The sequence below is a fragment of the Psychrobacter sp. L7 genome (genome assembly GCF_002810365.1).
In the GTDB taxonomy this organism is placed as follows: domain Bacteria; phylum Pseudomonadota; class Gammaproteobacteria; order Pseudomonadales; family Moraxellaceae; genus Psychrobacter; species Psychrobacter celer.
Genome location: NZ_NEXR01000002.1, coordinates 42104 through 66310 on the forward strand (window position 1 = coordinate 42104; position 24207 = coordinate 66310).

22 protein-coding genes are annotated in these 24207 nt (G+C 48.3%); 11 read left to right on the forward strand and 11 right to left on the reverse strand.

The annotated features are described in order from the left end of the window. The first annotated feature begins 492 nt into the window (after positions 1-492). The 5 genes from fadB (at position 493) to CAP50_RS12665 (ending at position 5881) form a co-directional block, all read left to right on the forward strand. Entirely contained in the window at positions 493-2652 is a 2160-nt protein-coding gene (gene fadB / locus CAP50_RS02855; protein ID WP_100749008.1) for a fatty acid oxidation complex subunit alpha FadB, read from the forward strand. A 239-nt stretch (positions 2653-2891) separates the two neighbouring features. After that, the gene (fadA, locus tag CAP50_RS02860) at positions 2892-4064 is read left to right on the forward strand and encodes an acetyl-CoA C-acyltransferase FadA (protein ID WP_075102534.1); all 1173 of its coding nucleotides are present in this window, start codon (positions 2892-2894) and stop codon (positions 4062-4064) included. Between the two features lie 269 nt (positions 4065-4333). Beyond that, positions 4334-4909 (forward strand): isochorismatase family protein, encoded by a 576-nt coding sequence (locus CAP50_RS02865; protein WP_100749009.1) that lies wholly within the window; start codon positions 4334-4336, stop codon positions 4907-4909. 151 nt (positions 4910-5060) lie between these two features. After that, entirely contained in the window at positions 5061-5714 is a 654-nt protein-coding gene (locus tag CAP50_RS02870; RefSeq protein ID WP_100749010.1) for an HD domain-containing protein, read from the forward strand. Next, positions 5711-5881, forward strand: a complete 171-nt coding sequence (locus CAP50_RS12665) for a hypothetical protein (protein ID WP_172953050.1) — start codon at positions 5711-5713, stop codon at positions 5879-5881. The genes CAP50_RS02870 and CAP50_RS12665 overlap by 4 nt, the downstream gene beginning before the upstream one ends. Positions 5882-5976: 95 nt before the next feature. On the opposite strand, the gene asd is transcribed toward CAP50_RS12665, so the two are convergent. Then, a complete protein-coding gene (gene asd / locus CAP50_RS02875) occupies positions 5977-6798 on the reverse strand; it encodes an archaetidylserine decarboxylase (RefSeq protein ID WP_100749113.1) in 822 nt (273 codons plus the stop codon). A gap of 110 nt (positions 6799-6908) precedes the next feature. Here asd and dtd point away from each other — a divergent pair, with 110 nt between their 5' ends. The 3 genes from dtd to phoR all read left to right on the forward strand — a co-directional run bounded on the left by dtd (position 6909) and on the right by phoR (position 9518). Further along, positions 6909-7364: a D-aminoacyl-tRNA deacylase gene (dtd, locus tag CAP50_RS02880; protein WP_100749011.1), complete on the forward strand. Its 456-nt coding sequence runs from the start codon at positions 6909-6911 to the stop codon at positions 7362-7364. Between the two features lie 187 nt (positions 7365-7551). After that, positions 7552-8256 carry a phosphate regulon transcriptional regulator PhoB gene (gene phoB / locus CAP50_RS02885; RefSeq protein WP_100749012.1) on the forward strand — a complete coding sequence of 235 codons (705 nt, stop codon included), beginning with the start codon at positions 7552-7554 and terminating at the stop codon, positions 8254-8256. Positions 8257-8426: 170 nt separating this feature from the next. Next, entirely contained in the window at positions 8427-9518 is a 1092-nt protein-coding gene (phoR, locus tag CAP50_RS02890; RefSeq protein WP_241900626.1) for a phosphate regulon sensor histidine kinase PhoR, read from the forward strand. A gap of 87 nt (positions 9519-9605) precedes the next feature. On the opposite strand, the gene CAP50_RS02895 is transcribed toward phoR, so the two are convergent. Continuing rightward, positions 9606-10226: a M23 family metallopeptidase gene (locus CAP50_RS02895; protein WP_100749014.1), complete on the reverse strand. Its 621-nt coding sequence runs from the start codon at positions 10224-10226 to the stop codon at positions 9606-9608. 200 nt (positions 10227-10426) lie between these two features. On the opposite strand from CAP50_RS02895, the gene CAP50_RS02900 reads away from it, so the two are divergent. Continuing rightward, a complete protein-coding gene (locus CAP50_RS02900; RefSeq protein ID WP_241900627.1) occupies positions 10427-11134 on the forward strand; it encodes a putative quorum-sensing-regulated virulence factor in 708 nt (235 codons plus the stop codon). A 34-nt stretch (positions 11135-11168) separates the two neighbouring features. Here the strand turns inward: CAP50_RS02900 and CAP50_RS02905 are convergent, their stop codons facing one another. Further along, positions 11169-12080 carry an alpha/beta hydrolase family protein gene (locus CAP50_RS02905; protein WP_100749015.1) on the reverse strand — a complete coding sequence of 304 codons (912 nt, stop codon included), beginning with the start codon at positions 12078-12080 and terminating at the stop codon, positions 11169-11171. A gap of 317 nt (positions 12081-12397) precedes the next feature. On the opposite strand from CAP50_RS02905, the gene CAP50_RS02910 reads away from it, so the two are divergent. After that, on the forward strand, positions 12398-13081 hold the full coding sequence (locus CAP50_RS02910) for an LOG family protein (RefSeq protein WP_100749016.1): 684 nt from the start codon (positions 12398-12400) through the stop codon (positions 13079-13081). Positions 13082-13275: 194 nt separating this feature from the next. Here CAP50_RS02910 and CAP50_RS02915 read toward each other — a convergent pair whose 3' ends face one another. Next, the gene (locus tag CAP50_RS02915) at positions 13276-14799 is read right to left on the reverse strand and encodes an FAD-dependent oxidoreductase (RefSeq protein WP_100749115.1); all 1524 of its coding nucleotides are present in this window, start codon (positions 14797-14799) and stop codon (positions 13276-13278) included. 741 nt (positions 14800-15540) lie between these two features. Then, positions 15541-16629, reverse strand: coding sequence for a GNAT family N-acetyltransferase (locus tag CAP50_RS02920; protein WP_100749017.1), 1089 nt, complete (start codon positions 16627-16629; stop codon positions 15541-15543). A 430-nt stretch (positions 16630-17059) separates the two neighbouring features. Between CAP50_RS02920 and CAP50_RS02925 the strand changes: the two genes are divergently transcribed. Further along, on the forward strand, positions 17060-17338 hold the full coding sequence (locus tag CAP50_RS02925) for a type B 50S ribosomal protein L31 (RefSeq protein WP_075102544.1): 279 nt from the start codon (positions 17060-17062) through the stop codon (positions 17336-17338). A gap of 90 nt (positions 17339-17428) precedes the next feature. Here CAP50_RS02925 and CAP50_RS02930 read toward each other — a convergent pair whose 3' ends face one another. From CAP50_RS02930 to CAP50_RS02960, 6 genes are all read right to left on the reverse strand, one after another. After that, the gene (locus CAP50_RS02930; RefSeq protein ID WP_100749018.1) at positions 17429-18244 is read right to left on the reverse strand and encodes an SGNH/GDSL hydrolase family protein; all 816 of its coding nucleotides are present in this window, start codon (positions 18242-18244) and stop codon (positions 17429-17431) included. Continuing rightward, positions 18238-19632: a nicotinate phosphoribosyltransferase gene (locus tag CAP50_RS02935; RefSeq protein WP_100749019.1), complete on the reverse strand. Its 1395-nt coding sequence runs from the start codon at positions 19630-19632 to the stop codon at positions 18238-18240. Before CAP50_RS02935 ends, CAP50_RS02930 begins: the two co-directional genes overlap by 7 nt. A 101-nt stretch (positions 19633-19733) precedes the next feature. Continuing rightward, entirely contained in the window at positions 19734-21074 is a 1341-nt protein-coding gene (locus CAP50_RS02940) for a nucleotide-binding domain-containing protein (RefSeq protein ID WP_100749020.1), read from the reverse strand. A 3-nt stretch (positions 21075-21077) separates the two neighbouring features. Next, the gene (locus CAP50_RS02945) at positions 21078-21656 is read right to left on the reverse strand and encodes a Pycsar system effector family protein (RefSeq protein ID WP_100749021.1); all 579 of its coding nucleotides are present in this window, start codon (positions 21654-21656) and stop codon (positions 21078-21080) included. Positions 21657-21661: 5 nt separating this feature from the next. Beyond that, the gene (locus CAP50_RS02950; RefSeq protein ID WP_075102547.1) at positions 21662-22708 is read right to left on the reverse strand and encodes a bifunctional nicotinamide-nucleotide adenylyltransferase/Nudix hydroxylase; all 1047 of its coding nucleotides are present in this window, start codon (positions 22706-22708) and stop codon (positions 21662-21664) included. Positions 22709-22924: 216 nt separating this feature from the next. After that, the gene (locus CAP50_RS02960) at positions 22925-23902 is read right to left on the reverse strand and encodes an alpha/beta fold hydrolase (protein ID WP_100749023.1); all 978 of its coding nucleotides are present in this window, start codon (positions 23900-23902) and stop codon (positions 22925-22927) included. Positions 23903-24207: the final 305 nt, after the last annotated feature.

Below are 24207 nucleotides of genomic sequence, written 5' to 3' on the forward strand. Positions count from 1 at the left end.
TCCACTGAGTATACAACTGGTCACTTAAAGCACATTAGTCACTAGGTAAAGGCGAGTCTCGACTTAAGAGTGACTTGTGAGTATGGTATTAGCTTGTGACAGTGAGGGGCATAATCCCCTACACTAATTGCCGTGGAAATGGGCTGATAAAGGCAGTCGCCGGCGTGAGTGAGCCGGACTGCCTAAACCGTCATCGCTGCATCTACATGCGATGGCGCTCCCCAATCAGCACCGACAGCCGTAGTAGATACCTGTAATATATAAACAAAGCGCCAAACGATGTTGTACAAGCGACGTAAAAATAAGTACATTACTATGAGCGCTGGATAATAAAGATATCTTCACTGTGCGCCCGCTAGTGGTTTGTCGTCATGACGATGTTTGTCTTGGTGGCAGCATCGGCGCACAGTGCTATTACCCATTTTACTAACAGTAACTGGCTATTGATTGTAATCCAAAACGTAGCTTTCGTTATATAGCAAGGAGTTTCAAATGGTATACCAAGGAAATCGCATCACGGTGACAATGCTAGAAGACGGCATCGCCAACATGCAATACAACGCCGAAAATGAGAGCGTGAACAAGTTTGATGCCGAGACCAACAAGCAGTTTGGCGAAGCGGTCAGCGCTTTGGAAAAAGCCGACGACGTAAAAGGCCTTATTGTCACTTCAAGCAAAGGCGTGTTTATCGCGGGCGCTGACATCACAGAGTTTGTTGGCTCATTTAAAAACCCAGAAAACGAGATCAAAGACTGGGTGGTGAGTATCAATGATACCTTTAACCGCTTTGAAGATCTGCCATTTCCAAAAGTAGCTGCCATCAATGGCGCAGCGCTTGGCGGTGGTTGTGAGATGACCTTGGTGTGTGAATATCGCGTCATGAGCGACAAAGCCATCATCGGGCTACCAGAGACTCAATTAGGTATATTCCCGGGCTTCGGCGGTACGGTACGTAGTACGCGTGTCATCGGTATCGACAATGCGCTTGAGCTAATCGCTACTGGTAAACCAAAAAAACCACTAGAAGCGCTAAATCTTGGTCTGGTAGATGCGACCGTCCCTGCTGATGATCTGCAAGACGCTGCGATTGACCTAGTGAAAAAATGTATCTCAGGTGAGCTTGACTGGCAAGCCAAGCGTGAAGAGAAGCTAAATCCTGTAAAGCTCAACCAGCTTGAGCAAGCGATGGCGTTTAACAGTGCCAAAGGCATGATCTTCTCTAAAGCCAATCCGAAGCAGTACCCAGCGCCTGCGATCGCGATCGAAGCAATCGAAAAGCATGTCAATCTGCCACGTGATAAAGCGATCGAAGTCGAAGCGGCAGGTTTTGCCAAAGCGGCAAAAACCCCTCAGGCTGAGAGCTTGGTCGGTCTGTTCTTAAACGATCAATTGGTCAAAAAACTGGCCAAAAAGCACAGCAAAAAAGCACATGAAATCTCTGAAGCGGCCGTACTTGGCGCAGGTATCATGGGCGGCGGTATCGCGTATCAGGCAGCCAGTAAAGGCTTGCCAATCATCATGAAAGACATCAAGTCTGAGCAATTGGATTTGGGTATGGGCGAGGCCAGCAAGCTACTTGGCAAAATGGTCGAGCGCGGCAAGATGACCCCAGCCAAAATGGGCGAAACGCTCAGCCGTATCCGTCCGACTCTGAACTATGGTGATTTTGCTGAGACTGATATCGTTATCGAAGCGGTGGTCGAAAATCCAAACGTCAAACGTGCGGTACTCAAAGAAGTCGAAGGGCTAGTAAAAGACGATTGTATCCTAGCATCAAATACCTCGACCATCTCTATTACTTATCTAGCTGAAGTACTTGAGCGTCCAGAAAACTTCGTCGGTATGCACTTCTTCAACCCAGTACACCGTATGCCACTCGTTGAAGTTATCCGCGGTGAGAAGTCATCAGAAGAAGCCATCGCGACCACTGTGGCATTGGCCTCCAAGATGGGCAAGGTGCCAGTGGTGGTCAACGACTGCCCAGGTTTCTTGGTAAACCGTGTCCTCTTCCCATACTTTGGCGCGTTTGACTTGCTGCTCAAAGAAGGCGCTGATTTCGTCCATGTCGATAAAGTCATGGAAAAATTCGGCTGGCCGATGGGTCCTGCTTACCTAATCGACGTCGTCGGTTTAGACACGGGCGTACATGGCGCAGAAGTGATGGCAGAAGGATTCCCTGACCGCATGAAGCCTGATTATAAAGGGGCGATCGAGCATCTATATGAAAACGAGCGCTTAGGTCAGAAAAACGGCGTTGGTTTCTATAAGTACGAAACCGACAAGCGCGGTAAGCCAAAGAAAGTTGCTGATGACGCCACTTACGAGCTACTCAAAACCACGACAGATAGCGACAAAAAAGAGTTTGATGATCAAACCATCATCGACCGCACCATGCTGGCTTTCTGTAATGAGACCGTCCGCTGCCTAGAAGACAACATCGTCAGCACGCCAAGTGAGGCAGATATGGCGATGATTATGGGCGTTGGTTTCCCGCCGTTCCGCGGTGGCCCTTGCCGTTATATCGACCAAATGGGTCTCGATAACTACTTGGCACTATGCGAAAAATACGCACACCTTGGCAAAGCCTATGAAGCGCCGCAAAAGATTCGCGACATGGCAGCCGCTGGCGAGACTTTTTACGCCACAGCGTAACGAGCATACCGTATTAGGATAAGTGGGGTGCGTTTGCTGACATCGTTATCGGTGATAAAAAAATAGCAGACGCACCGTTTTGGTCGGTTTCATCAGGTCTGGCCTGCCGCGACAATATCCAGATCCAGCGCGAAAACATCTAGATAGTTATCGTACTGATGTACGGATCGCGTGATAGATGGCTATAGAGCCTGATTAAATCGACAACACTGACAATAAAAATTGAAAAGGAAGATAGTATGACAACTTTAAGTCCAAAAGATGTGGTCATCGTAGATGGCGTACGCTCGGCGATGGGAAGATCTAAAAACGGTATGTTCCGCCATGTTCGTGCTGATAATCTCTCAGCAGAATTGGTGCGTGCTTTGGTAGAGCGCAACGATTTTGACACCAACGATGTCGAAGACATCATCTGGGGCTGTGTCAACCAAACCCTAGAGCAAGGTCTAAACATCGGCCGCAATATCGGCCTGCTGGCTGGTATTCCAAAGACTGCTGGCGGCCAAACGGTCAACCGTTTATGCGGCTCTTCTATGCAGGCGCTACATACCGCTGCCGCGCAAATCATGACCGGTCAAGGTGATGTCTTTATCATCGGCGGTGTTGAGCACATGGGTCATGTTGGTATGATGCATGGCGTGGATCTCAACCCAGCAGCCTCTAAACACTATGCTAAAGCCTCAAACATGATGGGCTTAACCGCTGAAATGCTGGGCCGTATGAACAACATCACCCGCGAAGAGCAAGACGCTTTTGGTCTTGAGTCACATCGCCGTGCGTGGGCTGCGACCACTGAAGGCCGCTTTGATAATGAAATCATCGGTATCGAAGGCCATGATGCAGATGGCCGTCTGCAGCTATGTACCGTCGATGAAGTGATTCGCCCAGATGCGACGATGGAGCAAATGCAAAAACTGCGTCCAGCCTTTGACCCTAAAGGCGGTACAGTGACTGCCGCGACGTCATCTGCACTCTCTGACGGTGCGTCAGCGATGTTGGTCATGAGCGCGCAAAAAGCCAAAGATCTTGGTCTAAAGCCTCGCGCTCGTATTCGTAGCATGGCTGTCGCTGGCTGTGATGCGGCTATCATGGGCTACGGTCCGGTACCTGCGACCAACAAAGCCTTAAAGCGCGCTGGCATGAGCGTCGATGACATGCAAACCATCGAGCTAAACGAAGCCTTTGCTGCCCAAGGTCTATCTGTACTTAAAGCCTTGAACCTGACGGACAAGCAAGACATCGTCAACATCAATGGTGGCGCGATTGCACTGGGTCATCCACTAGGGTGTTCAGGTGCTCGTATCACGGTTACCTTGCTAAACGCTATGGAGCAGTCTGACACCGAGCTTGGCCTTGCAACCATGTGTATCGGCCTTGGCCAAGGTATCGCCACTGTGATTGAGCGTGTATAAGACTTTTAACGAGCAATGTTAGTCTGGTTTATTTAACAAAAACTCCAATCTCTATGATTGGGGTTTTTTTTATGGTTGCATGCTAAAAATTGTATGACAAACACGTGTTTATAACGTGTGCATAAGTTGTTAATAAAAATTATCTGCATTGACGCCCCTACAAATCTATGACTAAATAACAGTGAAGCGAACAAGCGTATGAAATGAATAAAACCTATAAGCCAGCACTATAATATAGCTATCATTGTCAGTCATACAAGGAGTGTACTATGTCTACCATGATTACCGACCGCACGTATCGTATCGCTCGCGAAAATACCCAAGCGATGCTGATCGATGTCCAAGAGCGCCTTACCCCGCATATCTATGATCACGAAAATATCGTCAAAAAAACCGTGGCACTGATTAAGGGGCTGCAGGCGCTTGATATCCCTATCATGCTCAACGAGCAGTATAAAAAAGGCCTTGGCGATACCTTGCCTGAAATTCGTGAGGTGCTTGCAGATAACAATGCCAAAAGCTTTGAAAAAGTGACCTTTAGTGCGTGTGATAACGATGAGTCATGGCACCATTTGGCGCAGCAAAACCGCAGTATTGTGTTGCTGTTTGGGGCAGAGGCACATGTATGCGTCATGCAAACGGCGCTTGATTTATTAGACAACGGTATGCAGCCGGTCATCATCGGAGACGCTGTCGGTTCGAGATTTCCGTATGACAAAAAACAAGCCATTCGCCGTATTCGCCGTGCAGGTGGAGTGATCAGCACGGTTGAGTCTATCTTGTTTGAGCTGTGCCGCAGTAGTCAAGATCCAGCGTTTAAAACCATCAGCAATTTGATCAAATAGCCTTTTGTCCAAATTGCTTTGTTTGTGCTGCCGCAAGTGTGTGGGTCAGATATAAAAATAGCGCTTGAGGCTATCAGCGCTATTTTTACGTCTAGGGTCGGGTTTTGTATTAAAATGAGCGCTACATTTGCTGACTGCTTAAGAGAGAGACATGCCATCCAACCATTCAATCCACCCGACACCTTCAAATGACAATGCCTTAACGGATACTGCGCCTGCTGATCATATCGATATCGATGATGTGACGCATTTTTTATTAGAATTAGATGCGCTAAAGCGTGTCAATCGGCGCAGCTATGTCACCCAGACCACCCGCCGCGAAAACTCAGCTGAGCACTCTTGGCATTTGGCGATGGCGTGTTGGTCGATTGCTGACTTGTTTGCGCTAGATGTCAATCACGAGCAGCTGCTCAAGATGGCGCTGGTTCATGATTTGGGTGAGATTGATGCTGGTGATACTTTTTTATACGACAATACGCGTCATACGGCGCATATCGAGGAGCGCCAAGGCATGGCGCGCTTGCAAGCGGAGCGTGGCAATGGCATTGCTAACTTAGCAGCGGTCTGGGAAGCACAGGAGACAGGCGATAGCAAAGAAGCGCAGCTGCTACGGGTGGTGGATCGCTTATTGCCGTTTTTGCTCAACCTCAATACCAACGGGCAGACGTGGATTGAGCTGGGGGTGACGCGCTCGCAAGTGGCTGGCGCGCATGCCTTTATCAAAGACAGCTTTCCGCCTATCCATGACTGGCTGTCACAGCGTATCGACCATGCGACCAAGCAAGGCTGGCTAATCGATGCATGACCAATAAAATCGTTCGCTTGGGTCAGTTTGGTACGGCTAACGCTGGCCGCGGCACCTATCGGCAGCGGCGCAAAACTGGCACACGATGCCAAAAAAAAATAGGCGTGCTGCGACCCTTCGATGCTGCCCAAAATCATCCCAGTAGCACTGTGCTTATTTTAGATTGATCAACTATGGTCACATAGATAGCCATTAAAAAACCCAGCCAAGCGTGATTATTCGCGCTTGACTGGGTTTTGTCTTAAAAAAACAGACAGATTATCTAGCCCAGTAGCTGTCCCATTTTTACCACACTATTGGCTTGCAGGCTGTCTTGCCAGTCGGCTTTGGCGGTTTTCGGTAGTACGACTATCGCAGTGGAGCCGAGATAAAAACGTCCAAGTTCATCGCCTTTTTCAAGCTCCATGTCGTGTTCGGTTTCTTGAATATCGTCGGTACGGCTGATTTTGCCAGTGGCGACTGTCTCGATACCAGCGACGATCATCGCGCCGACCATCACGACCGCAGCTTTGCCGTAGGCGGTATCAAACAGACACACCAAACGCTCATTTCGCGCAAACAAATCAGGTATGTTGGCAGCCGTGGTGTTGTTGACAGAAAACAGCGTGCCTGGTACATAGCGGGTTTTGGTCAAGGTACCAGTAAACGGCATATGAACGCGGTGATAATTGCTGGGTGCCAGATAGACCGTGGCAAAACTGCCATCGGCAAAATAATGCCCATCTTCGCTATCGGCCAGCAGTTGGCCGATATCATAGTAGCGCCCTTTGGCTTGCAAAAGCTTATGGTCGTCAATCTGACCGAGCTGCGAGATGATGCCGTCAGCTGGGCTGACAATCCCCTGAGGCGTGGCGTCGATAGGGCGCGCGTCTGCTTTTAACTCGCGAGTAAAAAAGTCATTAAAGCTCTCATAAGCACCTAAGTTTTGGCGCTCATACTCATCCAAGCTGATATGATAGGCTTTTGCAAAGCTACGAATAAAGGTGCGCTTGACATAGGGGTGGCGACTGGCAGCCAAACGGCCAGCGACTTTACTGAGCTTTTGTTGCGGGACAAGCTGCTGCAAGGTGGTGAATACATTCATAATATGGCGACCAAAATAAAGGTGAGAGAGTAATAAATAGGCAAATAAATGATGATATTTTATCATGGACGGCCTAAGTTTGTATGAGCATAATTGGTAAGGGAGCATAAATGAAAGCATTGATACAGCGGGTACATGGTGCAAGCGTCAGCGTCGATGGGGGTTGTGTCGGGCGTATAGAGCGCGGCGTGCTGGCGTATATCGGCTTGGGGCCTGAAGACGACCTACAAACGGCCAAGCGGATGATTGATAAAATTCTTGGCTATCGTATTTTTGAAAACGACGATGACCCTGCCAAATATGGCAAACTGGACAAAAATGTCCAGCAAGTCGCTGGAGGGCTGCTGCTGATATCACAGTTCACCCTGATGGCGAAGACCGACAAAGGCCGGCGTCCTGATTTTGGCGGTGCCATGCCACCAGAGGCAGCGCGCGTGCTGTTTGCTCAGCTAGTCGACTATGCCAACAGTCAGCACCCTCAGGTAGCGACGGGTCAGTTTGGCGCAGACATGCAGGTTATGAGTATCAATGATGGGCCACTGAATTTTATATTAGACGTGAGCTAAAGCATCAAATGTGAATCATGATGGTGAGTGCCATCTGTTTGAGGGAAGTGGCTTGGTTTATAGCAGCCGCTTAAATGACAAATGTCATCAAACTGTCACAATTACCGCGTTTAATAGGCAAGCAGTGGCGAGCGATTATCGCCCTTTTTTATACGTCTGTTTTGTCCCTTATCACTGAGAATACCCTATGTATAATGAGCAAATTTTGATTGTTGAAGATGAACCTGCAATCCGCGAGATGGTCGTCATGACGCTAGAGATGGCCGGTTTTGATAGCTTGCAGGCAACGGACGTATCAGAGGCGCACCAACAAGTGGTCGACCATCGGCCAGCGCTGATTTTGCTAGATTGGATGCTGCCTGGGGACAAAAGCGGCATTGATTTTTGTCGTATGCTCAAAAGTGATGAGCTACTCGCTGAGATACCCGTCATCATGCTGACGGCCAAAAGCGAAGAGGACAGCAAGGTGCACGGTCTGGATGCGGGCGCAGATGATTATATGACCAAGCCTTTTTCGACGCGCGAGCTGATCTCAAGGATCAAAGCGGTGTTGCGCCGTAGCAATGCTTTGAGCGCCGACAAGACCATTGAAATAGGTAAGTTAAGCCTCGACCCCAAAAGCCAGCGGGTCATGGCGTCTGGGCAAATCATCGATGTCGGACCGACCGAATATCGGTTGTTGGCGTTTTTTATGAGCCATCCTGAGCGTGCCTATACGCGCACCCAGCTGCTTGATCAAGTGTGGGGCGGCAATGTCTATATCGAAGACAGAACCATCGATGTGCATATCAAACGCCTACGCAAACTGCTGCGCCCTCATGACTGCGATAAGCTGATACAAACGGTGCGCGGTACTGGTTATCGCTTCTCACGCTTTGTTGAGGCCAAATAATCGGCACTCATACTGCCAAAACAGCCGCCGCAATTCTGTTGCCAGTCCAGCTATCATCACCATAGTTATCAGTAAGTGATTATCAGTAAGGGCCACTTAGCAGATAAGGGTAGTCATCATTATGATAACGAGAGAACAAGTAGGGCAAAAAAATAGGTCACGAAAAATGGATGAGTAACATAATGTCAAAGCAATGTACCGAACAAGATATCTCAGAGCCGATAGCGCTACAAAACACCACCGATCAATTAAAAAAAATAAGAAGTGCGCTGCGGGCGCTGCGCGATGCGGTGATTTTACTCAATGACAGTGATGGTCTGGAATGGTGGAATCAGGCTGCTGAAGATTTACTATTATTGCAGGCAGCAGATAAAGGCCGATGTATTTTTGACTTTATTGGCGCATCTGAGTTTCGCCAGTACTATCAAGCGCCGACGCTGGCTGACGAAGGTGTACATATAAAGTCATGGCGCGCGCCTGAGCGTTATTTAAAGTGTGAGCTGACCCCGTTTGCCGACGAAAAGCTATTGATCATCTACGATGTGACGCGTCTGCATCATCTAGAAGAGATGCGCCGCGATTTTGTGGCCAACGTCTCGCATGAGCTGCGTACGCCGCTGACCGTGATGATGGGGTATTTAGAAAACTTTTCGGATCAGCCAGACATGCCGCCGCACTGGAAGCGCGGCTTTGAGCTGATGACCCAGCAGACAGCGCGCATGAATAGAATCGTCAATGATTTATTACTGCTATCGCGTATCGAAATCGAAGAGACTCATGAGCTACATTATATCGATATGACCAAGCTGCTGACCCATATCTATGATGATGCACAGGCCTACAATCAAGAGTACGGTCATAGCATCCATCTACAGATAGACACCTATGATGGGCTGTACGGCTCAGAGATGTATCTGACCAGCGCCTTATCCAATCTGGTGATCAATGCGATTAAATACACGCCAAAAGGTGGTGATATCACCGTCAGCTGGACCAAAACAGCAGAGGGTTGCCGTTTCGCTGTCGAGGACAATGGCATCGGTATTGCGCCTCAGCACATCGCCCGCCTGACAGAGCGTTTTTATCGTATCGACAAGGGTCGTAGCCGTGCCACAGGCGGCACAGGCTTAGGGCTGGCTATCGTCAAACACGTCTTATACCAGCATGAAGCCAACCTACAAATCGAGTCGGTAGAAGGCGGCGGCTCGACATTTAGTGCGGTGTTTCCGCCAAATTACGTGCGCTCTGCTGCCATTAGCTGAGGTTTGATGGCTATTAATATAATATTTGATGGCTGTTAGCCAATGTCAGATGGATACGCAAGCAATCGTCGTGCTTATCATGACAGGCTATCGAGCAGGCTCGGATTTTTGTAAAAGCGGGTAGGGATTGACCGCATTGCCTTGGATATAAACCCCATAATGCACGTGCGGCGGTGTGCCCTTGGCGTTGCCGCTATCGCCGACATAGCCGATGATATCACCCGCATCGACCCAGTCATTGGGGGCGATATCGGCATACTCCTCTAAGTGAGCATAGTAGTGCCCAGTGCCGCCAGGACCGACGATGACCACCACACGCCCGCCTAGGGTGTTTTCGCCGACCTTACTGACGATGCCTGCTGTCGTCGCTTGTATCGGTGTGCCTCGCGCGGCAAATATATCAATCCCTTCGTGTGTGCGGCCTTGACTGCGCGCTGCGCCCCACGTGTCGCTCAGGTTTTGCTGAGGCAGTGGTGAGGGCAGGCTGTTTTCTGTTGGCAGATCTTGCTGCAATAAGCTGAGCTGTTGCCATTTGGCGACGACAAAGGATTGGGTTTGTTGGCTGATGCTGGGCCATAATCTGTCTAATACAAACAGCAACATCAACAATACTGCTGCCCTGATCAGCAGCTTGAGCAGGCGGCGAAAAAACCTAGGCCGCGGTGGTGGATTGGGCCTTGATGGTGGCTTGTTGCCATCGGTGATCATAGCGATCCTTTGTCAGTATGGTCATAGATATTATAAGAGACCTGCGCTAGCAGGTTTGTATCGCATTGTTATATCTGCTTGTTATCTTTGGGTTTTAGCCCCATAAACAACAAAGCAGTCTATGGGATACCGTGCGTTTTTGCGCTGGATAAAACAGACTGTTATTGATTATGGATACCCCACGTGCTACAGCGAGTTTTATGACTGATTGCCTCAATATGCCAAGTCTGACTGATACTGCTTTGGTTATCGATACCGAAACCGATCAAGGCCGTGACCCAAGACCGATTCAGGTTGCTACCATCAACGTAGCGACGGGGTTTGAGTGGATGAAGTACTTTAATAGTGGCCGCGCCATCTCACCGGTGGTCATCAAAGTACATGGTATCACCGACGATGATGTGGCGGGTCTTGAGCGTTTTGATCTACAAGCGTTTGATTTGCCCACCTACCTCATCGGCCATAATGTGCGCTTTGACTGGCGCGTGATAGGCCGTCCGACTACCAAGCTGATCTGTACGGTGCGGCTCGCCCGTGTGGCCTTCCCAGAGTGGCGCTACTACGGTCAGTCTAAATGTATCGAGCAGCTGCTGGGCAAGTCTGCAGCGAGTGAGCTGACCTGCGCCGCCCATGATGCGCTGGGTGACGCCCGTATGTGTTACCTGCTGTATCAAGCCTGCTGCACGCGTCTACAAATCGCGCCGACAGACTTTGCTGCGGCTCATGCCATCGCCAATCGAGCCAATCCTGCCAGTAGGATGCCATTTGGCAAATATAAAGGCCGACTTATCACCGAAGTGCCCATTGGCTATATCAAGTGGATGCTAGGTAATATCCATAATTTGCAGCCGTCGCTATACTCTGCTCTACGCCAACGCGTCAAAGCAGAAAACGCGCAAAAAGATTGACGCATCAAAAAGTCGTGCCTTAAAAAGCCATGTCCTAACACTGCTGCTCCAACCAGTCTACCGCCATTTGCCATAGTGCTGGGGCTTTTGCATGGGTGCGGCGACTAAAATAGCGCATATGACCGATACGACTTAAACCAAAATATTGCGGGGTATAAAAACGCTTTTCGACAGGCATCTTGGTAAACACACGTATCATGTCGTCCATATTTTCGCTGTTGGCGATATCATCGTCGCTAAACCCCAGCCATAAAGCGGGCATGCTAAGCTCATCATAAAAATGAGTATGTATGCTGTGACCAAAGGCGGTTTTGATATAGCCTGCGCCATTGCACCACTCGCGCCACTGCCGAGCAACGCCGCGCGGTAATGGCTCGCCCATACCGATTTTATCCGCTGGTGTATAGCCTAATACCAAGTTACTAAGCGGAATAAAAGCATCCATAAAACCCATGGCCTTGAGCTTATAGGGCATGTCCATGTTTTTGATTTGCCCTGACGAGCAGGCGACATTGAATACAGATTGTATGGTCTGATAGTTTGGCATCAAGCCAATCAGCTGACCGCCGGCACTGTGACCGATGATGTGATATGTGGTATCGGCAAACTCATCTTGCAGAGCATCAAGCACGGCTGGCAGGTCATGACGCCCCCAGCTGATCAATGAGGCGTCACATTTGGGTAGCTCGGTGCTTAACGACTCGCCGATACCTTCGTTGTCAAAGGTCAATACACCAAAACCGCAGGTGGCCAAATAAGTGGCAAAGTGGTGATAAAACTGACGTTTAATACCAGTGGCAGGCGCTATCATGACCGCCGCTTTTATCGTATCTTGCGGGCGATATACTGTCGCGGCTAGCGGCTGATTGCGTTCAGTCATGATACTCAGAGCATCGGTTTTTATGACATGGCTGTCTGTTGGTAGGGGGTTTTGCGGTTCTTCCATGAGTCGGCCTTATGGTCTGATCTATAGGGTGGGGGCTGGCGTTTTATGGTTGTAGCGGCTACAAGGTTTGGGCAGCTCGGCTGGCTCTAACGGCGTGATGGTCAGTCCGTTATGAGACTCTGATGCGCGGCTTTGATGATATCAAGCTCATGTAACAGCAGCGCTTATGTTAAGATAAATGAAGGTAGGTGAGGCGGGCAATGATGACTTGTAAGTTCTATACGCTATGACTGGAGCGGTGCTTTTTCGCATTTTTATCGTCATCTGTCAACTGAGCACTCACCTAAAAACAATAATATAAAAATTAAGGAAGCACTATGCAAATGAAAATCAATAACGACACTTATGAAGTAATCACCAGTCAAGATATCACCAATATCGAAAAAGCCGTCGATAAATCCTCACTGACCATGCCGCTGGTTGCGGTGTATTGTGGCTCGCGTCTAGGTAATCATGAAGTGTATGAGCAAGCCGCTCGCGAGCTGGGTCTTGCGCTGGCAAAAAACGGCATGGGTCTGGTCTATGGCGGTGCTAGCATTGGGCTGATGGGGGCGGTGGCAGATGAGGTCGTCAACGGCGGCGCTCAAGCGGTCGGTGTGATTCCAACCTTTATGCTCAAACACGAAATCGCTCACAATCAGTTGACGCGCCTACATTTGACCGACACCATGCACACGCGCAAAACCGTCATGGCAGAGTATGCCGATGCTTTTATCACCTTACCAGGTGGGCTTGGCACGCTCGAGGAGATCATGGAGATTGCCACGTGGCGTCAGCTTTATCAGCACGAAAAACCCATGATTATTCTGAATATCAATGGGTTTTATGACCGAATGATAGAGCACTTGGCCTATACCGCTGAGCAAGGATTTATGAAGCAAGAAGATTTGGCGCGTCTGGTGGTGTGTAATACCATCGGTGAAGCGATTGAGATGCTAAAGACTGTGGTCACCATCGACGATGCTGTCGATACAGAAAAAATGGCGGGCAGCGAAAGCTAAAATGTGCAAAGTCTCACAGACTGCCAAACCCAGAGATTAAAGCTCTCAGAGAGCAAGACGCTCAGAGGCCAAAAAGCGCAGACCATCCAATAACGGTGGTCTGCGCTTTTTTTATTGAATTATTGAGTAGGAATTTTGCTTCGTCTGCGCTGTGAGCGGGATAGAAGCAAAAGTAAGCCAAGATCAGCGATGCCTCATAAGCTAGACAGTATGGCCTCACGGATACCATGGTTTACTCCTGCCATGGCCACTGGAAAACCGCGCTGCTCAGCCAGATCGCGAGCCACACTATCGATGGTCAAGCTATCGTTGTGCGCCAGATATGGCCATTTATGAGCATAGCGGTGACGGTTTGCGGGCGTATCTGTTGTCACCAAACCCAGCTCAGTCAGCTCATTGACGATTTGATCCGCTGCAATTAAGGTCGAGGAGGCTTTGACGTTTTCTGCACGGGCATAGCGGATATCAGCGTACAAGCTGACGTCAGCGACGCGCAAAGTATCGTCTTCTCCAGGGATTTGCTGCCCACCATACAGGGCATTGCCAACGCTACGAGCACTATGAAAGGTCGGTACAAACTGCGCCACATAATCGATGGCTTGTTGGCTACGCGCTTGTAGCGGCGCTTTGTCCCAGCCATCCTCGATGTAGTGTACGTACTGCTGCGGTAGCTTGGGCTGGGCGCTGTCAGTATTCGACGCTACCAACCCATCATCAAACAAAGTAATGGCATGACTCATGCCATGAATCTGAAAGTAACCATCAGGATAAGGCGTCAGCTGTGCCATGCCCTCAGGGGTGCCGCGATTGCCATAGACGATGATCTCGGGTATCTGACCACCAGCTTCGCCCCAGTGGGTGATATAGGAGGACTTAAATTCGACCATACGGGTGACGGCGACACCGACCATATCATCGATGACCCCTGTACGAAATCCGCACGCATTGATCAGGTAGTCGACCTCGATAGCGTCTTCTTGCACCGCCTCTGTCGAGCTGCTTGCTGATTGGTAGTCGATGCGCCATTTGGTCACATGGTGATCGGCGTTTGTACAGTTTTCACAATCGACAGGCATGACCTGTGTCACCGTCGTATCGGTAAACACATGAGCGTGCTCATACTCTGCCAATGCTAGCTGTGCTGACGCGGCAAGGCGAAAGATATTCCAGCCGTACTCTTGGACGACGATAAGCGGGAACTTGACTTTGTTTAAATCCAGATACTTGGCAACTGGTATCATCCACTCATCGACTGTGCGAGGGATGGCGACTTGCTCACGCTCGGCCAGCGCCAGCAACTGCTCATGGTTATAGAGCTGATAGTAGTCCTCGGGCTCGCCCAAGACTTTATTGTTTGGTTCCTGCGCAATCAGCTCGCGATAGGCGTCTGTCAAAATATCAAGGCGTGGTAACAAATCCTCAGGCAAGCCCTCATCGCGTGTCGGGACGGCGAACACGGTGGGGCGCACATCGATGGTATAAGGGTATAAGCGCAAAATATCGATACACTGCTTGAGTAAGGCGACGCAGTCTTCGTCAGGGATTTCGCGATACAAGTTGCCGCCGGCATGCAAGTGGCACATTGGTGGGCCGTCGATGAGAGATTGTTTTTTTTCAAACACATACGTCTCAAGCCCTAATGCAGCCAAGCGAATGGCAATCGTCGCGCCTGCCGTGCCGCCGCCTAAGATACCCACACGCTTTGCCGGTTGCGGCATGTCCGCCGTCTTCGCCGATGCTGCATCAGTGGCTGTATTGGCTGGTATGCCGCTATGGCTAGAGTTGGTGTTGTGATAAACGTATTGCGTCATTGTCGTTGTCATATCCTTGATAGCCTGAGCCGCGCTTAGGCTGCACTTATTGATTATAGGGTCGGTCGCTTTTAATATGCGTGCGCCTATCGCCAACTTCAACATCTTATCGTCATTGTTAGTCAATGCTGATCATTCATATAAAGCTGTTTTAATATAGGGGATATTTTACGAAAGTTGAGGCGAGCATAAGATGACAAATACGTAAGTACATGCATGAGTTTTGTCAGTAGAGCCGAGAGCATGACAACCCATAGGCTGTAAAAGCGACAAGGCGCCGTGGTATAAAAGGTAGGCAGTCTGGTGGTTTTAGAATAAAAATTAGCCAAAACGATAAGGGGTGACCGCTGCAAGTAGCGTTGATGTTTGTAAAATAATCCGGCTTTTGTAACAGTATATATTGAGACAAACGCCGCGTTTTTAGCCTGTGCTATATAGTGAACAAACCTTAAAATAGCGACAGCGCTACTGGTCTTCACTTTTTTTATTTGACAGCAATGTGTCTTATCTTTATCCACATTTTTAAAATAAAGATACGCCCTAGTCAAGAATAGCCATGATGGTGGCTGCTTTTTGTGTTGGCTTATGAGGGTTAGGGTGATGGTGATTCAGATGATGGTCGTATAAAAGACGAATGTGAAGGGCGCTCTATATATCTGCGAGCGCTTCAGCTGGTGTGGTTTTTGCCGCAGGCACGGTAGTGGCAGGTTTTCTATATAAGGGGAAAAAGTCTGAATGTGACTCATCTGGGGTCAGTCTACGCGCGGCTACCAGCTTGGCATACTTGTCTGGATTGATGATGAGCCTATAGGTCTTAAACAGCAACTCTTGTGAGCTAAAGCCTTTTTTGTACTCGTATAAAGAATCCAGCGCCCCGCCCACACCGCCGCCTAAGTGGAGAATTTGATAGTTATTTTCTCTACCCCAATTGCGGGCGGTATGGGTAATTAGCTTGGAGGGCTGCAGATGAGAGTAGGCAACGCACGTGCCACCGAGGTGAAACTGCATGATGCCAGACTCTCGGCAGAGGGTATAAATAGCAGACGCAATCGGCGTATCGTCTTGATAGGCGGTGATGAGTAGTATCCGCTCTTGTAGGTTTTCTAGCAGATTAAAAAAGTAATCGTCATCAAAAAAATAGTATTGATCGGCCTGCACATGCGCCATGGTTTCTTTATAAATGGTAGAAAACACCAGCGCACTGGCTTTGGTCAACCGCTCAATTTTGGTCACGACATTGTGCTTGATGGCTTTTTTGATGCCTCGGCGATGACGGTTTTGCGTCTCGCTCCAGTGCGCGGCCTCAGACTGACTCAGATCAGACATCAGCGTAAGACCATGAGTCAAAGCCTTACCAACCGTCGGTATCCAGTCTTTATTGATAATAGGGTGCAGGCGCATAAATAACGACACGCAGCCTTTAGCAAAAAGCCGCTCTTTCACTGCCTGCAGCATATAATCTGCCTCCGCATCACTAAGCGACTTGTCCATCAGTGGGCCACCATAGCCGTAAGTGGTGGTTGCATCCCAGTATGCTGAGTCTACTTCACGGATGATAATGGGCAAAAAAAGCTGTTTGTTTTTATAGGTGGCCATCAGTCCCATCGGCGTGCCTTTATCGACTATCGCCGAAGCCGTCACCCAGCCCGATAAATGATATATATCAAAATGACAGTGTTTTATCTTTTTGTCCCACTGTTGATCGATATTAAGAAAATCTATCTGTACGGTATCCATCCTTCTGCTCCCTCAGAGGTTTGCCTTTATATTCATAAATCCGTATATACGAATATACCAACAAACCAAGGGGTAAACAAGAAGAGAAAGGCTTTTATGTAATATATTGAATATAAAAGTATGAGCACAGGTTTTTAATTTAGTAGGGATCGGCGTAAAAGCGCCAGCACGGCTCTAGTGTGGGTAAAAGATGCCGCGCAAAGTTGGGACACGCTCTTGCATCAAATGCCAAAAACCGTTAAAATCGCGGTTTGATTTTCCCGCTGGGGAAAGGCTAAGTGAACAGAGGCGTGGTGTTGGGTGCTGGAATAAGCCAGTGATGCAGTTGCCACTCTTAGACATGTCCTTAGTGCCTCAGTTACGTATGCCAGCGTGTGGTTGATTGCTCATCAAGCCGCCTGATACATACATCGGACATAGAGAGATTATTATGCGTAAAGATATCCATCCTAACTACCAAGAAGTTTTGTTTCACGACACCAACGCTGATGTGTTTTTCTTGACTCGCTCAACGGTCAGCACAAAAGCCACTCGTGAGTACGAAGGTAAAGAATACCCATACTTCCCACTTGATATCTCAAGTGCATCGCACCCATTCTATACAGGCGAGCAGCGTAAAACCTCTACTGAAGGCCGTGTTGCTAGCTTTAACAAACGCTTTGGTGCATTCGGTGGCCGTAGCAAAAAAGCGGCTGACTCTGCTGAGTAATATGCGCTTATCGCGTCATGTTATGTGGCGCAGTATAAAAAAACCGCTGACCATTCAGCGGTTTTTTTATGTCAAATCAGCCAGCATCTGTTAGCGCTCAAGGAGCTGTGCGATTAGAGCCGCCAGCTGCTGCGCCCACAAGCCATAAGTTAAGCTGCTGGGGTGAAAGCCATCACTGGCAAACATCGCCGCGCTATCAATGGAGCCGCTGCCGCTGTGCATTTCGGCCATCATCGCAAAGTCAGCCGCCATGTAGTGTACACCGCCCTGAGCCTGACACACGTTTTGTAACACCTTATCGAGCGCCATGGCTTTGGCACCGATAAAGGCGTTGAGCGGCGCGGGTAGTGCTGGCATTTGTGCCATCGGTGGTAGGCTTGAGAAGACAATCTTACGCGCGCCAAACTTGCGCTGAGCAATGGCGATGATCTGCTCGAGTTGCTGTTGCCACTGGTCGGGGGAGACGTTTGCTGTGGTGTCATTGACCCCGACGCTCAAAACCATGAGATCAACAGGCTGGCTGGGCGCAGACAGCACATACAATCGCCGCAAAATATCAAAGCTGGTGTGCCCCGTCGTCGCCTGCAACGACCAGAAAATCTCAGCAAACTGGCTATGAATAACTGGCTGTTGCTGCAGAATGGGGATTAGCTTGCCTGCCAGCGCTTCTTGCTGTGTCAACGTCCCGACCCCTGCTGCTGCGGAGTCGCCGACGATCATCAACTGTAGCGCAGGCTTCGATGCTTGGGCGGGCGTCTTAGTCGCTGACACTAGAGTGACCCGGCCGCATCTCTCACCGGTAGGCTCAGGGAGGCGTACCGTATCACGTTTGACCTTGATGCCTTGGTACAGATAAATCGGCGCAAGCAGCATATCTTTTTTGGATAAATTTAGAGAAGCTACCATCCTGCACGCTCCCGAATGGTGGTCAGGCTGTCGTCGATCAACAGCTTACCGTCGACATACACATCCCGTAGTAGGTTGTCAGCAGTCGATAAGTCGTCGAGTTTGATGGTTTTTGGTTGGCCTTGGGTCTGATTGATCAACGCCAAGCGGCCTTTTTTTGAGCGTTTTGAGCGGCTGGTCACAGGGTCCTTATAGATATCCTTCCAAACGCCATCGATACAAATGGCGCTGGCCTTCATCGCCCAGCTCATGGTGTCGCGGTTGACTTGCTGCAATAATCCGCCGCCCATCCCAAAGGTGATGTTATCCGCGCCAAACCCAGCCTTTAGCACCACATCGATGATGCTGCCCAAAGTGTTTGGGCTGATGCCATCGCCTTGGATGATACGCACATAATCTGGCAATACCTTATAGCCTTTACTATTAATGGTGGTGCCAAACTTCACAGCCAAGCGCTCTAAAGCTTCGCGTACCACTTTGGCAGGCTCGCCGCTGTCTGGTCTGATGACCAGCGTGCCACCCATGTTTTTGACCTCGTCTTTGAGGCGGCCGCCCCAGATATTATCTATGGCGTTCCATAAGTCGTAGCTGTCAGAGACCACAGAGATGCTTTTGCCCGCGCCGCCAAACTGCGTAAGCATATTGGCAAAGGCGGCTGTCTCGCCGTCGCGGCCCCAAGCGGTCATGGTACTGTGCTCGGCGGCCGGAATCGAAAACGCTGGCATGTCTTTATCCATCCGATACCAACGGCTGGCGGCGACCAGCGCCGTCATCGAGTCGGTCCCTGCAAAGTTTACTAAATGCGCCAAACTGCCTAAAGCGACTGATTCTTGGCTAGAGGCACCGCGTGCGCCAAAATCATGCAGCCGAAACGTAAGCGAGTCGCTATTGTCGGCAGATTTTTCTAGGGCCTGACGAATGATGCCTTTACAGTAATGCGAGACACTAGCGACGGTGGAGGGGTACCAAATAGCGCGTAGCAGTGCGGTCTCGATATAGCTTGGTAGCCAGTAAAACTCAGGATCGGTATTGATGACTTGGCAGACGACGTTTGAGACAGGGACGATGCTGCCTTCAGGGACGGCCTCGATACGTAGTGGCAGGTAGCCACCGTGTTTATCGACCAAACGCTCCCAGCCTGCACGGTTAAAGGTCAAGCCATGCGCTTGAATGACCATTTCGGCTTCATCGATATCTTGATGGGTGATAGGGGTGCTGAGGTACTCTTTGATAAAAGCTTGTAGACCAAAAAACACCACGTCGTAGTCGCCTTTACGCGCCTCAATGTAGCTTGACAGATACTCACTACCGCTTGGATATTGCACCCAATGTGAGGTCTTGTAGCTGTCGCTATTTAAGAGTAAATTACTCAGATTGCCAGTGTACATTACAGAACTCCTCTGCGTTGAGATGCCGCGGCTGCCTTGTTATATGACAGCTGCGACGGTGAGCCGTTACCGTCTATCAGCGCTGGCGTGGAAAAGTTAAACTATTTAATCATGACACCTATCCAGTCACGAAAAATTAAAAATCTATTTTTGTCATATACTTCACATTTCATTGTATGAATCCCACGATAAAGTGTGGCCTCATTTAGTTCTACTCTGGAGATTAGAGCAGTAGAGCGATTATACTGGCTAATTTTTTTCTTTCTTAAAAATTTCTCAACTGCTGGGTACTCAATGTCTCGCTCTTCAATAGGAGTTTCATTCCCATGGTTTGTTTTGATAAAACTTACTTTTAGAGGGAAGTCTAGTCTATTATTTGTAGTTGCTTCCACTGAAAAGATCAAAGACTCGTTAGGTTCTAAAAATCTAGAAGCGGAAATATACTCCTTGCTATCGCTATCATCAATAACATAACATTTATATTTAATATTGGAATTCGCTATAACTTGGCTACCTTTAATTTTCGATCTTAAATCAATAGGTAGAGCACTAAATCTTAAACAATTAAGATATGAAAGCTGCCTCATTCTGTAGTTCAAAGGTGTGTTATCAGAATAAGTGATATTGGGAGTCACTATTCTGAGCTCTTCAGTCACGCCATTTTTTTCTCTTGTTTTGATATTTGAATATTCTTCAGGCCAGTTTACGAAATCTAGCAACCCCTGACCAAGCATAGTTTCGTTCTTTCTAGCTAGTCCTTGAAGCTTAGAAGCCATATCAACTGGCAGTCCGGTTGCTGAGACCTCTCCCACGTTACGATATCCAAAACTACCCCAAAGAACTTCTTTATCATTTCCAAAGTCACATCCAATCCTAAAGCCAAAGTCTTTGGCATCAAGACCTTGTTCATTCATCCAAGGTTTAATACTTTCTTCAAGTAGCGCTCTTAGAGTAATAGAACAGTTTATTGCATCAGCAATAGCATCTTCTTTCTCGGTAGAGCTACCTCCGAAAAATGCCATCACAGCGTCTCCCATTAGCCTATGAACATGTCCATCAAATGTACGGATAGTCTCTATACAAGTTCTAATTACAGCATTTTTGAAATTAAATATGAATTCTAGTGAATATAAAAGCGACAATCTAGTTGATCCTTTTATATCTATAAATAGTGTACAGGCATAATGCTCTTGAGTTGAGCCTGAGCTTTCTAAAGAAATGAAATCTGGATGCGTGCCGATAGGAGAGCGATTTATTCCATTTTTACCGAAATAAGGCCTGATTTTTGACTGCAATATAAACTCTTCCTGAGGCCCTAGAGTTAGCGACTCAGTTGAATCTTCTAAAGTCATTGAGTCATACGACTCATTCTTAACCAGCGAAGAAGTGTTATCATTTAAGAGTGCGAAATATTCTCCGAATATGCTTTCTAAGTTTGACATCTATTATTTAAATCCTTTTATTGTTAATAGTATTATAGAGACAAATAATAAAGGTAAAACGGCATACATTATTAGTCTAGCGGCAACTTTTATAAATCTAAACTTTTCATCAGTTATACACGCGAGTATAAAGGTCTGCTCGGATAAATCTTTTAAAAATTCCTGAGTGCTCATACTATCAATTGACTTTTTAAAACCATCACAGCCACCACTAATTTGAGCAACGTCACTATAAAAAATCAAAGACGTCTTAGCAATATAGGTTGTAGTATTGGGGAAAATAACTTTTAATAATCTAAATACTGATAACAACGCAAAGAGTATAGTTAATAGGCAAGATATTATTGTAATGTAGTACAAGGTTTTATGTGGGCATGATTCTGAACCAACAGAAATGACTTGAACAGATAAACCTATAATGATAGCACTAACAAAAGACATCATTAATCCGACTTTAAAGTTGGTTGTCGCTATGTAGTGATCGTATCGCTTCATTATGTCAAATAAAAAGTCTATTTTTTCTTTAGTGTGATTTTGGTTTTCATCTACAGAGCTTAAATCTGTATCTTTGTTATCATTCATATGGTTTACAACCCTACCATTTTGGTAATGATCGCATAGTGGTCTTCAAACATCATGGTGGCGTCCAGCTCAGCCAGCGGCAGCCAAAAAGCCTTGGCTGCATCGTCGCCGCCTTTGACTTTGGGTAAGCCTTTTGGGTCGTTTTTTAGCTGAAAATAAAACGCTTGGGTAATCGTACGACCGCGCGCGGAGCGGTACGGATCATCAAAGGTATGCTGACTATGGCAAGAGCCGCGTAATACTGGCTCAGGGACTTTGAGCCGTGTCTCCTCGCGTAGCTCACGGATACAGGCATCAAACAAGGTCTCTTTTGGGTTCACAAACCCACCGGGCAACGCCCAAAGCCCACGTCCTGGCATGCTGCGGCGCTCTACCAATAAGATATGGCCTGATTGTACAATCAGCGCATCAGCAGTCATAAAGGTAGGCGGATAGGGCGCAGCCTGCCATTGTCTTTTATATTTATCGATAAAATCGGCTTCTTCGTGCAGCTGTTGATAGTCTTCGGTTTTTTTGAAATCATCGAGCACGTGACGGGTGGACTCAGGCGTACGCTCAGGTGTTGGCGTCGCCCCCATTAGATAGCTGTCGCGGATAGGCGTGGCTGATAGGTTGTGATAATTGGGAACGGAGACAGAGTCCCAGTTGGGAAACAATGATAGATAATACGACGAGCTGTCTTTTGAGTGGCCTATCAGGCCGATATCACTTTGCAAATCACCTGTGACAGACTTGACGCCGGCTTGTACGTATTGAAGCCAGCGCGTGTCATTATATAGTGCATCATCTAACCCCACGCAGTGGATGCGCGCGGCATCAGCAGATGAGTACGCGCCCTTAATCATCGCGGCACGCTCAGCGACGCTAAAAGGATTGCGTAAGCTGCGTGGTAGGTTGGCTGAGCCAATCAGCATAATCACTTCATCAGCGCGCTGTAGCGCCTCGTCGACGACTGCTTTATGCCCTCGATGAAAAGGCTGAAAACGTCCGATAAAGACCAGATAACGATAGTGTCTGCGTTTATCTGTTTGCTGCTCTACTGAATCACCCATATGTGCCACTGTCCTGCCATTGATATGTCATTAATAAAAATAAAGGCTAAAAACCATGCTGCCAATACTGACACAGCAGCAGCGCCACTGACAAGTGCAAAGATGTTTTATACCGTGTGTGGGTTTGCTGATTATGGGTTTGCTGATTTACCAAAAAAGGAGCGAGCAGACGCTAACGCCTTACGGTGGTGATCATCTGGCGCTATAACGATCAAGTCATCTGACGTGCTGTTCGATCCAAGCGGCGACCGTTGGCCAAATCTCTGTCGCTGCATGACGGCTAATCATAATGCGGCTATGGGTATAATCGTCCAAATCACCACGGCTGCGCGCGTACTCTCGAAAGATATTGGTAGCGTTATTATTAGTAGAGGTGGGGACAGAAGAAGGGCTGTTATTAGTAGCACGGTTAAAGCCATCAAAAAACCGCCGACAGCCAGCGGTTGGGGAGATGAAGTTATCACCCTTGGCACTGATGGCATAGATAGGCATCATAACCATCGGCATGTGCTGTCGATAATCAAAAGGGGTATTGTCGGCAGTCTGTTTGCGGCTGCTATTAAAGTTTTGTTGTAAGTTCCAATCAAACCACTGGTTCATGGTGTGATAGCTTTCGTTGATCGGCCCCAGTTTGAGCTTTTTGGCAGGGATATAACCGACCGCTTTTGTCACAAGCTTGGCGGCAAGTATCTTGGCGTAGCTGATAGGGCTGGCGGCCGCCCCAAACGCTTGACAGGCAAACATAGTGGCGCTGTTGATTTTATCGATATAATCTGGATATTGAATCAAAAACATCGTCAGGCCCACGCCGCCGCCGCTATGGGTGACGCAGTGCAGGTTATTGAGTTGTAATTCATCAAAAAAGTAGCGAAAAGTCGCCTCATAATCATAGGTTGCGACGGTCTCAAAATCAAACGCCTCTTTAGGCGCTGGGCTGTCGCCATGGCCGCGCCACTCCATGATGTAGCACTGATGACCTAGACCGGCCAGATACTCGGCGATTTTTAGACAGGTTTGTTTGTCTGAAAAGGTGCCATGAGTCAAAAATATATTTTGTGCCTTGACGCTTGTGTCAGGGGCGCAAGGTGCGCCAGCCGTTGCGCCTGCGTGTTGTTTGATACTGTTTGCTACCCGCCAAACGGCTATTTGCTCGCCGTCCTTGGTCGTCACGAGATGCCGCGTCCGTGTCATCATAAAGCGCTCTTTTACCCTCAGTTTTTATCACAATATCCCTATAACTGCCGCTTAGTTATACCATAATTGATGAGTCTTTGATGGCCGTTTTGCGACCAACTGAGCCAAATGAGTATATGAATGAAGCAAATTGAGCGATAAAGGATAAAGGTATCAGAAATAAGGCGCTAGGAATTAAGGCATCAGGAATTTCAGGAATTAGAGCATCAGAGGTCAAAGCGTCAAGCGTTGAGCAACAACCACGGAGGTGCTGCTTGATAAATATGAGAGTCGTCTTTATATAAAGGAGAGCATATCAACGATCA

Bases quoted from the DNA above. Each gene is read 5' to 3' on its own strand.
- CAP50_RS02935 (WP_100749019.1), bottom strand. From the start codon at position 19,632: ATGTACACTGGCAATCTGAGTAATTTACTCTTAAATAGCGACAGCTAC.
- CAP50_RS02895 (WP_100749014.1), bottom strand. From the start codon at position 10,226: ATGATCACCGATGGCAACAAGCCACCATCAAGGCCCAATCCACCACCG.
- CAP50_RS02950 (WP_075102547.1), bottom strand. From the start codon at position 22,708: ATGGGTGATTCAGTAGAGCAGCAAACAGATAAACGCAGACACTATCGT.
- phoB (WP_100749012.1), top strand. From the start codon at position 7,552: ATGTATAATGAGCAAATTTTGATTGTTGAAGATGAACCTGCAATCCGC.
- CAP50_RS02910 (WP_100749016.1), top strand. From the start codon at position 12,398: ATGCAAATGAAAATCAATAACGACACTTATGAAGTAATCACCAGTCAA.
- CAP50_RS02870 (WP_100749010.1), top strand. From the start codon at position 5,061: ATGCCATCCAACCATTCAATCCACCCGACACCTTCAAATGACAATGCC.
- CAP50_RS02925 (WP_075102544.1), top strand. From the start codon at position 17,060: ATGCGTAAAGATATCCATCCTAACTACCAAGAAGTTTTGTTTCACGAC.
- CAP50_RS02915 (WP_100749115.1), bottom strand. From the start codon at position 14,799: ATGCCGCAACCGGCAAAGCGTGTGGGTATCTTAGGCGGCGGCACGGCA.
- CAP50_RS02960 (WP_100749023.1), bottom strand. From the start codon at position 23,902: ATGATGACACGGACGCGGCATCTCGTGACGACCAAGGACGGCGAGCAA.
- CAP50_RS12665 (WP_172953050.1), top strand. From the start codon at position 5,711: ATGACCAATAAAATCGTTCGCTTGGGTCAGTTTGGTACGGCTAACGCT.
- CAP50_RS02865 (WP_100749009.1), top strand. From the start codon at position 4,334: ATGTCTACCATGATTACCGACCGCACGTATCGTATCGCTCGCGAAAAT.
- fadA (WP_075102534.1), top strand. From the start codon at position 2,892: ATGACAACTTTAAGTCCAAAAGATGTGGTCATCGTAGATGGCGTACGC.
- CAP50_RS02900 (WP_241900627.1), top strand. From the start codon at position 10,427: ATGACTGATTGCCTCAATATGCCAAGTCTGACTGATACTGCTTTGGTT.
- phoR (WP_241900626.1), top strand. From the start codon at position 8,427: ATGAGTAACATAATGTCAAAGCAATGTACCGAACAAGATATCTCAGAG.
- asd (WP_100749113.1), bottom strand. From the start codon at position 6,798: ATGAATGTATTCACCACCTTGCAGCAGCTTGTCCCGCAACAAAAGCTC.
- CAP50_RS02920 (WP_100749017.1), bottom strand. From the start codon at position 16,629: ATGGATACCGTACAGATAGATTTTCTTAATATCGATCAACAGTGGGAC.
- CAP50_RS02940 (WP_100749020.1), bottom strand. From the start codon at position 21,074: ATGTCAAACTTAGAAAGCATATTCGGAGAATATTTCGCACTCTTAAAT.
- CAP50_RS02945 (WP_100749021.1), bottom strand. From the start codon at position 21,656: ATGAATGATAACAAAGATACAGATTTAAGCTCTGTAGATGAAAACCAA.
- CAP50_RS02930 (WP_100749018.1), bottom strand. From the start codon at position 18,244: ATGGTAGCTTCTCTAAATTTATCCAAAAAAGATATGCTGCTTGCGCCG.
- fadB (WP_100749008.1), top strand. From the start codon at position 493: ATGGTATACCAAGGAAATCGCATCACGGTGACAATGCTAGAAGACGGC.
- CAP50_RS02905 (WP_100749015.1), bottom strand. From the start codon at position 12,080: ATGGAAGAACCGCAAAACCCCCTACCAACAGACAGCCATGTCATAAAA.
- dtd (WP_100749011.1), top strand. From the start codon at position 6,909: ATGAAAGCATTGATACAGCGGGTACATGGTGCAAGCGTCAGCGTCGAT.